General features: G+C 30.6%; 11 protein-coding genes and 1 other annotated feature. Of the genes, 3 read left to right on the top strand and 8 right to left on the bottom strand.

The window, feature by feature from the left end; genetic code table 11:
• Positions 1-14: 14 nt before the first annotated feature.
• The 7 genes from B8978_RS10335 to B8978_RS10305 form a co-directional block, all read right to left on the bottom strand.
• Positions 15-782 (bottom strand): LamB/YcsF family protein, encoded by a 768-nt coding sequence (locus B8978_RS10335; protein ID WP_084115859.1) that lies wholly within the window; start codon positions 780-782, stop codon positions 15-17.
• 10 nt (positions 783-792) lie between these two features.
• Positions 793-1,578, bottom strand: coding sequence for a putative hydro-lyase (locus B8978_RS10330; RefSeq protein WP_084115857.1), 786 nt, complete (start codon positions 1,576-1,578; stop codon positions 793-795).
• 13 nt (positions 1,579-1,591) lie between these two features.
• Entirely contained in the window at positions 1,592-2,704 is a 1,113-nt protein-coding gene (locus B8978_RS10325) for a DUF4392 domain-containing protein (protein ID WP_084115855.1), read from the bottom strand.
• Positions 2,705-2,765: 61 nt separating this feature from the next.
• Positions 2,766-3,608 (bottom strand): D-amino acid aminotransferase, encoded by an 843-nt coding sequence (locus tag B8978_RS10320; protein WP_084115853.1) that lies wholly within the window; start codon positions 3,606-3,608, stop codon positions 2,766-2,768.
• A 281-nt stretch (positions 3,609-3,889) separates the two neighbouring features.
• The gene (locus tag B8978_RS10315; RefSeq protein WP_084115851.1) at positions 3,890-4,315 is read right to left on the bottom strand and encodes an Lrp/AsnC family transcriptional regulator; all 426 of its coding nucleotides are present in this window, start codon (positions 4,313-4,315) and stop codon (positions 3,890-3,892) included.
• A 220-nt stretch (positions 4,316-4,535) separates the two neighbouring features.
• Complete coding sequence (locus B8978_RS10310) at positions 4,536-5,609, bottom strand: iron-containing alcohol dehydrogenase family protein (protein WP_084115849.1); 1,074 nt, start codon at positions 5,607-5,609, stop codon at positions 4,536-4,538.
• A 61-nt stretch (positions 5,610-5,670) separates the two neighbouring features.
• Positions 5,671-5,931 (bottom strand) — a binding site (T-box leader).
• Positions 5,932-5,998: 67 nt separating this feature from the next.
• The gene (locus tag B8978_RS10305) at positions 5,999-7,432 is read right to left on the bottom strand and encodes an aspartate ammonia-lyase (protein ID WP_084115847.1); all 1,434 of its coding nucleotides are present in this window, start codon (positions 7,430-7,432) and stop codon (positions 5,999-6,001) included.
• 413 nt (positions 7,433-7,845) lie between these two features.
• On the opposite strand from B8978_RS10305, the gene B8978_RS10300 reads away from it, so the two are divergent.
• Entirely contained in the window at positions 7,846-8,283 is a 438-nt protein-coding gene (locus B8978_RS10300; RefSeq protein WP_084115929.1) for an Lrp/AsnC family transcriptional regulator, read from the top strand.
• A 79-nt stretch (positions 8,284-8,362) separates the two neighbouring features.
• Here the strand turns inward: B8978_RS10300 and B8978_RS10295 are convergent, their stop codons facing one another.
• A complete protein-coding gene (locus tag B8978_RS10295; protein ID WP_084115845.1) occupies positions 8,363-11,917 on the bottom strand; it encodes an efflux RND transporter permease subunit in 3,555 nt (1,184 codons plus the stop codon).
• A 625-nt stretch (positions 11,918-12,542) separates the two neighbouring features.
• Here B8978_RS10295 and B8978_RS19850 point away from each other — a divergent pair.
• Positions 12,543-13,253 (top strand): sensor histidine kinase, encoded by a 711-nt coding sequence (locus B8978_RS19850; protein WP_176212676.1) that lies wholly within the window; start codon positions 12,543-12,545, stop codon positions 13,251-13,253.
• Between the two features lie 2 nt (positions 13,254-13,255).
• Positions 13,256-13,912 (top strand): response regulator transcription factor, encoded by a 657-nt coding sequence (locus tag B8978_RS10285; RefSeq protein WP_084115841.1) that lies wholly within the window; start codon positions 13,256-13,258, stop codon positions 13,910-13,912.
• The last annotated feature ends 37 nt before the right edge of the window (positions 13,913-13,949 follow it).

Here is a 13,949-nt window from a genome sequence, read left to right as displayed (position 1 = left end):
TTAATCAAACAATTTCATAGAATTTTATCTAATGCTGCTATTTCTATACTTTCTTTTTGAAAAGCTTGATTTATCTTTTTAACAAATTGAAGCGCCTTTATTCCATCTCCATGTACACATATGGAATCTGCTTTAACTTTAATATCTATACCATTTATTGTTTCAACTTTACTTTCTTTAATCATTCTAATCACTCTTTTAATTGCAACGTCTTCATCCGTAATAACTGCACCATTTCTAGTTCTTTCCACTAAAGAGCCGTCCTCTTTATAAGCTCTATCTGCAAAAACTTCACTTGCAACCCTTAATCCAGTACTAACTCCAGCATCAATCATCTTGCTTCCACATAATGCTAGTAAAATTAAGTTTGGATCAACTTCATATATTCCTTCACAAATAGCTAAAGCTAAAGCTAAATCTTTTGCTGCCATGTTATAGAGTGCACCATGCATTTTTACATGCTTCATTTCAATGCCATTAGCTACCGAGAAAGCTTTTAATGCTCCAATTTGATATTGGACTATAGCCTTAGCCTCTTTATTAGAAATATCCATTTTTCTTCTGCCAAACCCAACTAAATCTGCTAGTCCTGGATGAGCTCCAACAGACACATTATATTGTTTTGCTAGTTTAACTGTATTATCCATAACTATTGGGTCAGATGCATGAAAAGCACAAGCAATATTTGCAGATGAAATATACTGAATCACTTCTTCATCTGCACCAATTTTATAATTACCAAAGCTTTCACCTAAATCACAATTCAAATCTACCTTATACATAGTATCCCCTTTAATATTTTAAATCTATATTTTTCACATCAGTTATTAACATATGACCTGGAGAATGAGTAATGACTATTTTAGGTTTAACATTCATAACTACAGCTTGTGGTGTAACCCCACAAGGCCAAAATACAGGCACTTCATTATTCTTTATAGTAACTGCATCTCCAAAATCAGGTTTATTTATATCCGTTATTCCAATAATTGATGGATCTCCTATATGAACTGGTGCTCCATGTACTTTAGGCATTTCTCCACTTACTAAAACCGACTTTACTATTTTGTCATAAGAAATTGGTCTCATACTTACAACCATTTTTCCATTAAATGTTCCTGCTGGCACACAATCAATATTTGTAATAAACATAGGTACATTACAATTTTCTTCAATGTGCCTTATAGGGACATTTGCTTCAATAAGCTCTGATTCAAAGGAAAAACTACATCCAATCAAAAAGCTTACAAAATCATCTCTCCAAAATTTCTCTACATCTGTATATTCGCCAGTTAAAATTCCATCCTCATAAACTCTATATTTAGGGATGTCTTTAGTTATATCAATATCTTCACCCAAATATTTAAGCTTTTTATTTCCAACATCACTTACTTCGAGTATTGGACAAGATTTAGGATTTCTTTGAGTAAACAATAAAAAATCATATGCTAATTCCTTAGGTAAAATAACCAAATTAGCCTGTGCATAACCTGCACACATTCCTGCTGTTGGAGTTTTTATCTTTTCTTCACGTATTAGTTTACGAACATCATAAGGCTTCATCTTTGAATAATCCATATTTTTACCACCTTTAAATGATATTTTTTAGCATTTCATTTTCACAATTTTGATTTGATTCATTTTCGTAGAAACCAAGTTCTATTACTTTTTTAAACCAAGTGGCACATGTTTTTTCAAGTTTTATAGCAGATTCTATGCATTCCCTCATAAGACTAACTATTGAAGTATTCATTGTTAAACTGCATCCATCTATAGCTGGAATTAAATCTCCATACATATCTATCATGCCACTTCTAGAAGCTGCAATTACAGCTTGTTCTTCCATTTCTTTTGTGTGCATTATATTTAAATCTTTTTTCAAATAAGATAAAGCTCCTATAAGTCCGTAACATCCCCAGTCTGATACAGTTGCTGTTATGATGTTGTCGGCTTTAACACTTGAAAGAATTCCTCCATTACAACCGCAGTTACAACTTCCTTTAGCTGCATATGGAATATATTTTTCTATGTGTTCTTTTATAGTTCCCATACCAAGCTCATTTCCAAGATCTCCTATAGCTATATTTAACACGCCTTTTTCCTTTAATTTAGTAAATAATATATCTTGTTTTGCCTCAAGTTCACTTACATCTAATCCAACAGCATTATGATAAACACCAACCGAATTAGCTCCTGGACATTCTATACTTATAACTGCACTTGGAAGCCCCTTTGCTATAAGCTCATCAGCTTGCTCACCAGCTTTTTTAGCATCCTTTGTAAATGTTACTCCTGCTAATGATAAAGGATATTCTTTTAAATCCTCTATATTATCATGAAAATGAAGTCCAACTACATAAGCTAAATTTTCTACTGCCTTAATATTATCCTTTGGACAAACTATAACAGGTTTTACATTAAACCCTTTTACAAGAGCTCTTGCTAAAAGCATTGAACTTACGATTCCGTCCATCTCAGCCTTTTTAAAAGGAAGTAAAACAAACCCTGTCATTATATAAACTAAATCCCCCTCTTTTAAAGTGCTTACTAATTTTTTTGCACTATTAATTGTTAAAGGTTCTTTAGTATACTCTCTTGCTGCACTATATAAAATTCTGCATACTCCATATCCTCTTGGATCTAAATTCATTAAATTATCTAAATTTTCTCCTATATTTAATATAGTTAATTCTTCTTGCTTCATATCCCCAGCCCCTCCTGTATTCTTTATACTTCCTCAAATACTACTATTTGAGTTTCTAAACTTAATTTGTTTCCTCTAAAAATTCATCAAGCAATGCATTTTGTAATTTCTTAACAAGTTCTGGTGCTTTACCACCTACTTCTTTTCCGTCTATTTCACATGCTGCCATACAAAATTGACCTGAACTTGTAACTATAACTTCGTCTGCATCAACTAATTCTTTTAAACTAAATGCTGTTTCATTTACAGGGATTTCAAACTTTTTGCACATTTTTATAAGATGTGCTCTTGCTATACCTGGCAAAATTAGATTATCTGCTGGTGCTGTTTTTAAAATACCATCTTTTATAATTGATACATTACTATGAGCACATTCAGTTACTCTGTCTCCTCTATGGAATACTGCTTCTTGACATCCTGCTTCTTCAGTTTTTTGTGCTGCTATTACACTTGGTAATAGATTCAAAGTTTTTATATTACAATGTAAAAATCTTGTATCTTCTAATGTAATCAATTTTAATTTTTGTGACATGTCCTTTACCTTTAAAGGTTTTAATATAATCCAAACATTTGCTTTTACATCATCTGCTGGAAAAGCATGATTACGCATTCCTGTTCCTCTTGTAACTTGCCAATATACAAATTGGTCTCCAGAGTCAACTTTTTTAACCATTTCATTAAGTAAAGCTTTTAATTCTTCCTTTGTGTATGGAATTTTAATTTGTAATAAACCTGCACTGTTAAAAAAACGATCAATATGCTCATCTAATGCAAATATATTATGATTTCTACTGTAAGTTGCATCATAAACTCCATCACCAAAATAACATACACGATCATTCATTGGTATTTTCATCTTCTCGATTAAATCATACTCTCCATTATAATACCCCAAATTTTCCATTTAACTTTCCTCCTATAATTTTAACAAACTCATACTTTTGTATGGGTATTTTTTTATTTTTAATATCAATTTATGTTTTTATTTAACGATATTGTATGAATACATAGTATATTATTAAATTGTTTTTTTCAATATTTTCTGCAATTTATGTATAATTTATTTTTTATCATGATTTTCACAATATTTTTTACTGTTTATTATTATATACGCCGTAAAATTTTTAGTTTTATAATTTTGCATTATTAGATTTGTTAATTTTGCATTAGCTAACGTCCATAATATTACTCTTTAACATCTTTTAAAATGTAGTAGGTTTTGGTCCTAGATACTCCTTCTAAACTTTTTATCTGACGATGAATTTTTTCTAAATCCTCTGATGATTTACAAAGTATTTTAAGCATAAAATCAAAATCACCCGTTAGATAATAACAAAAAATTATTTTTTCATTTTCTTTAATTGCATTAGTGAATGATTCATAAAATTTGGGATGATCAAGACTAACTTCCATCAAGGCACTAGTGTCATTTCCTAATTTGCCTTCATCTAATACTATTGTATAGTTTTTTATTACACCATTTGCCTCCATTTTACGGATACGTTCAATAACTGCTGAAACAGATAAATGAATTTCCTTGCTTATTGCTGAGGCCTTACTTCTCGCATTAGATTTTAAGCACTCCAATATTTTATAGTCCATAGAATCCATTAATATCACTCCAATTCTAGATCGATAAATACATTAAATTTTTTTCTTAATATAAAGAAATTGCGAAACAAGAGTTAAAGATTTTTATCATAGCTAAAGCTAGATAAAAAGGTTAAAGAAAGCCTTTGCCAATCTTTAACCTTTTTACTCACGTAGTAGAGTAAAAAGCTTTAATCAGTTGCTCCGCAATTTCTAACTACCATGATTCAATACAACAATATTACAATGTCACCTTTTCTAAATCCATTATTGCATTATAAATCATTTCTCTTGTTATCTCATATGGAACATGTTTTATATCACCTGTTTCCATGGCCTTATCAAGTACCTTATCAAGATCCTTTTCCTCTACCTCAATATCAGCTAAGCAAGTTGGAAGTCCAATGCTTTTATTAAATTTATAAACTCTATCACGTTCCTCATATTGCTTGTCACATGTTAACATGACCAAAACACCATAAGAAACCACCTCTCCATGTAAATGCCTTTTTTCTATCTTTTCTAACGTAGTGCACCCATAATACACTGAATGCGCAAGACAACTATTATAATCATTTATAACAAAAACTGATACAAGTCCTGTGGTGATTATTATATTAAGAATTACTTGTTCTAATTCATTTGATACTCTGTGAAGTTTACCATCTTCATATGCCTTTTTACCATATTTCAAAAGTGGTTCTACACAATTACGACTTATATCAACACCTAAAAGATTAGTATGGTCAAGTTCATCATTTCTTGATGAAAATGTACATTCATATTCTTTTGACAATGCATCGCCAATACCAGCCCAAATAAAATCACTTGGTGCTTCTGATATTATTTTAGTGTTAATAAAACTATGCGTTGCAGGTTTCTTAGGAAAATATAACTCTTTAAATACATGAGTATTATCATAAATTACTGTTGTTACGGTTATTGCTGCACAATTTGAAGCTATTGTTGGAAATACAAATATTGGTTGTCCTGTTTGATCACACATGGTTTTACTTGTATCAATACTTCTTCCACCGCCAACAGCAAATATCATATCAGCACTTGCAACTATTGGATTATTTTTTAATTTATCTACATTTTCATAGGTTGAGTCACCACCAAACCATACGAAATCTGTTATTTCTATATTTGAATCTTTAATGCCTTCTAAAAGTGCTTCCTTAGCTTTTGCCATGGCTGTTTTTCCACCAACCACTACTGCTTTTTTCCCATATGCTTCACAAATTTTAGGAATTTCTTTGTAAACATCCTCTCCTATACTATAGCTTGGTAAAAATACACTGTAATTACTCATTCTTTTTGCCCCCAATTATTTATATTTTTTTGTAAAATAAAAGGACTTTGTCTCTAAATTAATTAGAGACAAAGTCTAAAAACTCTGCGGTACCACTCTACTTGTTACTTAAAAAGTAACCTCTCAAAATATCTCAAGAAAAATCCTATTCAATATTTTGCAATATAACGGTTGCTACCGACTATGCTTACACAATAATTATATCTTCAGCTAAAGTTACTCATGAGTGATTTTCAATTTCTTCACAAATCTTATCTCCCACCAAATGATAAGTCTCTTACTAAGTGCTATGAAATTTACTTTTCTCAATCAACACATTTATTATTTAACTTGTTCATAATTATAGGTCTCATTTTTTATGCTGTCAAGACTTTAATGCAAATCTAAAATCATATTGCACATCTATCAGCTTTTAATTTTTCATCCGAAACTGAGGATTTATCTACTTCTGTCATTAAAATCGGATTTAATATTTCTTCTAGTTTTTTAGAAGTTAAAATTCCTTCGTTTAATATGATTTTTTTAAGTGGCATACCAGTTTTTAAAACCTTTTTTGCAATATCTGCAGATTTTTTATATCCAATGTAAGGACATAATGCTGTTACTATTCCAACACTACTATTTAAAAGTTCTTCACATCTATTTTTGTTGGCAGTGATTCCTACAATGCAATTATCTACAAAAGTATTAGTGGCATTTCTTAGGGTTTCAATTGATTCAAATAAATTGTAGAAAAGAACCGGTTCAAAAGCGTTAAGTTCCAATTGACCTGCTTCTGCTGCCATAGTTATTGTAAAATCATTTCCCATAATGTTAAAAGCTACTTGAGAAACCACTTCTGGAATAACAGGATTTATTTTACCTGGCATAATCGAGGATCCATTTTGCTTTGAAGGCAAATTAATTTCACCTAAACCAGTTTTAGGACCGCTTGACAATAGCCTTAAATCATTTGCCATTTTAGATAAATTTACTGCACATGTTTTTAAAATTCCTGATACAGTTACAAATCCATCAAGATTTTGAGTTGCATCAATTAAATCCTCTGCTTGAACTACATTAAGTCCTGTTACTTTTTGCAGATTAGACGTTATGTTATTTAAATATTCTACACTTGCGTTAATAGAAGTTCCTATTGCCGTTGCTCCAATATTTAAAGTAAGCATCTCATCTTCAGCCTTAATTAATCGATTAATATCACGTTTTACCATTGATGCATAAGCATGAAATGACTGTCCAAGTCTAATTGGCACTGCATCTTGAAGCTGTGTTCGTCCCATCTTCACAACATTGTCGAATTCTAAAGATTTTAATTCAAGAGCATTATATAAACGTTCTAGTTCCGAAACCGCCTTTGGTAAAATTTTTAAAATAACAAGTTTCCCTGCTGTTGGAAACACATCGTTAGTGGATTGAGCCATATTTACATGATCATTTGGATTAACAACACTGTAATCACCTTTAACTTTTCCAAGTATCTCAATAGCACGATTTGCTATGACTTCGTTAGCATTCATATTTGCGGAAGTACCTGCACCACCTTGAATAGGATCAACTATAAATTGATCATGAAATTTTCCTGAAATGATTTCATCACAGGCCTTTATAATTGCATCTGCAATTTTAGGATTTAATTTTTTGGCGTTTTTATTTGTAATAGCTGCTGATTTTTTTATTTCAGCAAGACTTATTATAAGTTCTGGATGGATTGTTTTATTTGTAATATGAAAGTTATTATTAGCTCTTAAGGTTTGAACACCATAATAAACATTTATTGGGACTTTCATACTTCCTATGGAGTCAGATTCTATTCTTGTTTCCATGTAAAATGCCTCGCTTTCATTTCTCATATTATTACCATAGTGAGGTTATCACTGATTTGCTTCAATGTAAATCTTTAAAGCAAAATTGTGAATAAAAGCTAAAAATATACGTGTTATACTTAATTTAAATTGATTAATATGCACTTTAAGTTAATTTTCTTAAGAAGCAGATTTTATATATTACATGTGCTAAAAATCCTATTTGAACAGCAAATAATTAATATTTTTAATTAATCAACTAGAAATTTATTGTATATTTCCTATTAAAACTTTATTATATTAATATATTATTAAAAATAAATTTGAATAATGATGCAATTATATAGTATTTTTATACATTGCTATTAATATAAAGAAAAGAGGTGAATGTTAGTGAAAAAAGGCATACAAATTGTTTTTTCACTAATATTAATATGGACAAAGTCGATTTAAAGCTCATTGAACTTTTACAAAAAAATGCGCGTTATTCACTTAAACACTTAGCAAAGGAAGTTTTTTTATCAACACCCGCTGTGTCTTCACGTATTTTAAAATTAGAAGAGTTAGGCATTATTACAGGTTATTCTGCACATGTTGATGCTCTAAAATTAGGGTATAACATTAAAGCATTTATTAATCTAGAAATGACACCAAAACAAAAACCTCAATTTTATCCATTTATAGAAGCCTGTCCTAATGTTCTTGAATGTAACTGTGTAACGGGAAAATATTCCATGCTTATAAAAGTTGCCTATCACACAACTTTAGAACTTGATACTTTTATTGGAGAGTTACAAAAGTTTGGAAACACAGAGACACAAATAGTTTTTTCTACAGCTGTTGAACATAGAGGTATTGATGTATCCTCTTAACATTTTCTTATTCTAACTACCTTTCACTAATAAAAAGGCATTTTAACTAACTTACTTCTAGCTAAAATGCCTCTTTTATTTATGATATATAATAATTTTCTTCATCATTTTTATTTATAAAAGGTTTTTTATCACGTTCTAATATACTATACATAACTGGTACAATTATTAATGTCAATGCTGTAGAAACTACTAATCCTCCTATAACAATAATACCTAATCCTTGTGATATTACTGCCCCTTCTGAAAATCCTAATGCTAGTGGCATTAAAGCCATTACGGTAGCAATAGCAGTCATAAATATAGGTCTAAGCCTTACTGACCCAGCTTCTAACAAAGCATCTCTAACATTCATTCCATTTTTTCTATTAGTTTGAACCCTATCTAGAAGTACAATGGCATTTGTTACAACTATACCAATTAACATAAGCATACCTATAAGTCCAGGCATTGTAAGTGGTTGATTTGTTATAAACAATGCAAAACCTGCGCCTACTGCTGCAAAAGGTAATGAGAACAAAATCGCAAATGGTGCTTTAGGCTCTCCAAATGCAAGAACCATAATTATATAAACCATAAATACAGCTACAAGCATAGCCATTCCCATCTGAGAAAAGCCATCTTGTATACTCTTTGTGCTTCCTCCATCTGAATAAGTTACACCTTTTGGTAAACCACCTTTAATTGCATCAATTTTATCCGTTACTTCCTTGGATACCTTTGAAGTGTCCTTACCTTTTATATCAGCCGTTATACTTGCATATTGCGTTCCATCAAGCTCTGATATAGACACAGGTCCATCAGCTAATTTTACATCTGCAATATCACCGAGAGCAGTTGCCTCTCCCATTCCTTGTATTTTTATAGCTTTCACTTTGTCTATAGAATCTAAATCTGCCTTATTATATCCCATAAGTACATTTACATTTCTGTTACCATCTTGAAGTGTCATAACATTGTCATAATTTGTAAGTCCTCTTACAATTCCCGCTGCCATTATAGGAGTTATACCTTTTTGTGCTGCTTTTTCATTATCAATGTTTACCGAAATCTCTGGTTTTTTCTGTGATAAGCTATTTGTCAAATTTGATAAATTTGCTACTCCTTTTAAAGAATCAGTTATTTTATTAGCAGCTTTTGTTATGTCATCTAAGCTGTTTCCTTTAACAACAATATTAATATTATCCTGTCCTCCTCCCATAGTACTCTGAGGAGTTATAGTAAAGGCTTCTTCTTTATTATTCATAGTATTTGCTTTACCTTCAATTTCATTGGTAGCTTTTTCTTTGTCATACCCATCCTTAAGAATAATTGTAAAAGATGCTACATTTTCACTTTGAGATGATAAAATGTTTCCACTAGAACTTGTATCACCTATGGAACTTACTACTGTATCAACATCTTTTCTTCCCTTTAAATAATTTTCAAACTTTAGTGCCTGATCATTAGTTTTACTAAGAGAAGTACCTGGCTGCATGGTAATTTTGCCATTTAATACACTTGGTGTTTCTGAAGGCATGAACTGCACACCAACCTTACTAATAAGTCCAAAAGAACATACTAGAAGTGCCAATGCTAACATAATAACCAAAGCTCTGTGATTTAAAGCTCCATTCAACACTTTCTGATAAATTACTGCTGCTTTGTTTTCTTTCTGTACATGTTTAACCTTTTTATTTAAAATTAGATATTTACTCATTACAGGTACTACTGTTACTGCCATAAGTAAGGATGCTAATATACATATTACAACGGTATACGCAAAAGGAACAAATATCTTTCCTATTATTCCAGTTACAAAAGCTAATGGTAAAAATACAGCTACTGTAGTTATTGTAGAAGAAGTTATTGCTGATGCTACCTCTGCTGTAGCTGTCTTCAGTAAATCTTCTTTTTTAACATCGCCCTTTATTATCCTCCTATGAATATTTTCTATAACAACAATAGAATCATCAACTATTCGCCCTACCGCAACTGCTATACCACCTAAAGACATGGTATTAAGTGTTATGCCAAATCTAGGAATTAAAATAAGGGCTATAAGTATTGAAAGAGGTATAGAGACTATAGCAATAACTGTGGCTCTTATATCTTTTAGGAAAATGGCTATAACAATTATTGCAAAAATGGCTCCAAGTACACCTTCTCTAACCATTCCATTAACCGAACTAGTTACATATTTTGCAGAATCATTTATCTTATTAAATTTAACACTTGGATTCTCACTAGTTAATTCCTTTAATGCATCCTCAACATCTTTTGAAACATTAACAGTATTTGCATCATCCGTCTTATATATGTTTAATACTATACCATCCTTATAATTAGATCTTGTATAAAAACTTCTTTCCCCTGCCTCATCTGTTATATTTGCCAAATCCTTTAAAAACACTGTTGAAATTGACGCATTAGGCGAAATGCTACTATTTCCTTGTGTATTGTCACTTACTTTTGATGTTTCTGCTGTTTTAGGGGTTGTACTGCTCTGTGTTTTCGCTTGATTTGCAGACTGCTGCATACTAGTAAATACTCCATTTAATGAATCTTGAGTTTCTTTTATCTTTCCATCTATTTGTGCTATTCCACCATTTATTTGTGCTATTGAAACTTTCAATTTAGCTACTGTAGCTGTATCATTTTTCATTGTTGCTCCGCTTAACTGAGCATTTAAAGTATCTAGAGCTCTCTCTTGTTCAAGCTTTGCTGATTCAAGCTGCTGTATAGCATCTAACATAGCTACTGCCTGAGTATTGCCTCCAACCATTTGTCCTAATTGATTCATTCCTTGTCCCATTTGTCCAACTGCACTTCCAAGTTGGCTCATGCCTTGACTAAGCTGCCCCATGCCATCTCCAACTTTATTAAAAGCATCTCCCATAATCTTTGTTTGATTTGGTGCAATAACTATAGGTATTGATTTTATGTCATCAATGCTTTTTACCTGCTTTGACACTCTAATTGGAATAGATTTGTCATTCATATCTACTTGTCCAGCTGGTATTGATATATTATTTGCTGCTAAGGCATCTTTAATATTTTGAACAGTTAAATTATTATCTTTTAATTTTTGATCATCTAGCTTTATATATATGTTGTTTGAATTAGTTCCCTGAACATCTATGCTTGATACCCCCGAAACACCTGTGAGTTTTGGTTGCAATTTGTTGTCCACAAATTGAGTAAGCTTCTGTAAATTCATATTACTATTGATTGAATAAGTCATTATAGGAAAACTTCCAAAACTAATCCTTGAAACCACAGGTTTTTGTGCATTATCTGGAACTGTAACCTTACTTACAGCTGTCTCCACATCCTTCTCTGCCTTATCCATATCTTGAGAATAATCAAATTCCACTATGGCTATGGATATGTTTTCATTTGAAGAAGTCTTTACAGATTTAACACCCTTGACTCCTGAAATGGATTTTTGCAACGGTCTTGACAATTTTTCTGCAACATCCTCCGGTGCTGCTCCAGGATAAACTGTTGACACAACAATTTGAGGTATATTTACATCCGGCATAGATTCCATATTTATACTCTTTGCCGAATATATCCCTCCTCCAATAATCATTAATATTATTAAAAAAATTACGAAAGTATTTTTAAGTGAAAATTTGGTAAATATATTCATCCCATTACTCCCTTCATAATAATACTACAATTTTTATCAAAAAATTTATAGTTACATTAGTTAAATTGTATATATGACAAAAGTCATATATTTTTATTTCTATATGAATGTTATAATGTATTTTAAAGTTTTTATAAAAAGTTTGGTGACAAAAATGGATAAAGCAAAGTTATATAGCAAATATTTTTTATCATTAATTAAATATACCTTTTTACTTATTGTATTTCATGATATTTACATTAAATTCCACTCCACACCTTTTACAATGAATTCATTTATTATTTTCTATATCTTCCTAATAATAAATGACTTCTCTAGGACGTTAAGAAAAACTAGAAATACCAAGCCTTTTCTTATTTCACTATTAATAACAATCTTAGCTGGTACTTTTTTAAGATACGCTATTCCTAATGGAACTGGGACCACCCTTTATGTGATATTTTCTCTCTTTGAAATTTTTAATTTTAGAAAAAACCGTTTTAAATTTTTTTTATTTCTCCACGCTACAATTTTTATTTCTTCAACAATTTTAATATGCATACACCCTTTTACCTTTAATTCTTTTACAGCTATTATTCTTAACTTAGTTATTTATTTCTCTATCCTTAGCGTTTTGTTTTCAATAATGGCTATAGATATTGAAAAAGAGGAAACAACAAAACTTAATCATAAACTAAATTTAGCCAACATAAAATTACAAGAATATTCTCTTCAAGTTGAAGATTTAACAATTTCAACAGAAAGAGCCCGGGTATCCCAGGAACTTCATGATTCACTAGGTCACTCTCTTATGGCTTTAAACATGCATATTGAATTTGCGAAAAAAATTGTAAATTCAAATCCTGATAAAGTTGAAAAAGTTCTCATAAAATCAGAAGAAATTGCAAAGCTTAGTATAGCCACTTTAAGAGATGCAGTAAACGCATTAAAGAAGGATAGATACATTGAATCTATAAACCTAGAAATAAATAAGCTTATACAAAATTTTAATATGTTTAACAATATAAAAATATTTTATTCTTCTTTTAAAAATATTGATAAGATACATAATAAAATAAAGTATTCATTTTATAGGACTATACAAGAATTTTTAACAAATAGTATTAAGCATGGTAATGCAACAGAAATCCATATATTTATTACTGAAGAGAATTTGCTAATTAATCTAACAATCTGTGACAACGGGATTGGTTGTGATACAATTTTAAATTCAACAGGTTTAAACGGTATTGATAATAGAATAAAAAATTTAGGCGGCACTGTAACTTTTCAAAGCAAAAAAAATCTAGGTTTTAAACTTAAAGCTCTAGTGCCTATGTATATGGAGGATAAATAAAAATGATAAATGTTATATTAGCTGATGATCAAAATCTTGTTAGAGAAGGTCTTAAGATGCTTTTAAGTCTTGATACTGATATTAATGTCACAGCTGAAGCTGAAAATGGTGAACAACTAATTCATTTACTTAACATTAGTCTGCCAGATGTAATTCTTATGGATGTTAGAATGCCTGTAATGAATGGCGTGGAGGCTACAGGAATAATAAAAAAATTATATCCCAAAGTAAAAATAATAATACTTACCACTTTTAACGAGGATGAATATATATTTAATGGCATAAAAAACGGAGCCGACGGCTATATACTAAAAGATGCAGGTTCGGATGATATAATAAAGGCAATTAAAACAACTTATAATGGCGATATACATTTAGCTCCTCAAGTAGCAACAAAGCTGGTTAGAGCCTATAATTCTATAAACATTAAAAATGATTTCTACAATAGTGTTTTTAGAGAAAAAAGTGTTTTAACTGAACTAACTAGCAGAGAGCAGGAAGTTGCAAAACTTATTGCAAAAGGTCATAGTAATAAGGAAATTTGCAAAATTCTTTTTTTAACTGAAGGAACCGTTAGAAATTACGTAACAAAGATATTAGAAAAGCTTGAATTAAACAATAGAACTGAATTAGCAGTGTTTATTAATAATCTTAAATAACGTTCCATTGTACCTATGATGAAACTACCTTTTTATT

Origin of the sequence: Clostridium acidisoli DSM 12555, from assembly GCF_900176305.1 — a bacterium.
In the GTDB taxonomy this organism is placed as follows: Bacteria; Bacillota; Clostridia; order Clostridiales; family Clostridiaceae; genus Clostridium_I; species Clostridium_I acidisoli.
The sequence above is the reverse complement of the archived record's forward strand: the minus strand, read 5'-3'. Positions and strand labels throughout refer to the sequence as shown.

Bases quoted from the DNA above. Each gene is read 5' to 3' on its own strand.
- B8978_RS10335 (WP_084115859.1), bottom strand. From the start codon at position 782: ATGTATAAGGTAGATTTGAATTGTGATTTAGGTGAAAGCTTTGGTAAT.
- B8978_RS10330 (WP_084115857.1), bottom strand. From the start codon at position 1,578: ATGGATTATTCAAAGATGAAGCCTTATGATGTTCGTAAACTAATACGT.
- B8978_RS10325 (WP_084115855.1), bottom strand. From the start codon at position 2,704: ATGAAGCAAGAAGAATTAACTATATTAAATATAGGAGAAAATTTAGAT.
- B8978_RS10320 (WP_084115853.1), bottom strand. From the start codon at position 3,608: ATGGAAAATTTGGGGTATTATAATGGAGAGTATGATTTAATCGAGAAG.
- B8978_RS10315 (WP_084115851.1), bottom strand. From the start codon at position 4,315: ATGGATTCTATGGACTATAAAATATTGGAGTGCTTAAAATCTAATGCG.
- B8978_RS10310 (WP_084115849.1), bottom strand. From the start codon at position 5,609: ATGAGTAATTACAGTGTATTTTTACCAAGCTATAGTATAGGAGAGGAT.
- B8978_RS10305 (WP_084115847.1), bottom strand. From the start codon at position 7,432: ATGGAAACAAGAATAGAATCTGACTCCATAGGAAGTATGAAAGTCCCA.
- B8978_RS10300 (WP_084115929.1), top strand. From the start codon at position 7,846: ATGGACAAAGTCGATTTAAAGCTCATTGAACTTTTACAAAAAAATGCG.
- B8978_RS10295 (WP_084115845.1), bottom strand. From the start codon at position 11,917: ATGAATATATTTACCAAATTTTCACTTAAAAATACTTTCGTAATTTTT.
- B8978_RS19850 (WP_176212676.1), top strand. From the start codon at position 12,543: ATGGCTATAGATATTGAAAAAGAGGAAACAACAAAACTTAATCATAAA.
- B8978_RS10285 (WP_084115841.1), top strand. From the start codon at position 13,256: ATGATAAATGTTATATTAGCTGATGATCAAAATCTTGTTAGAGAAGGT.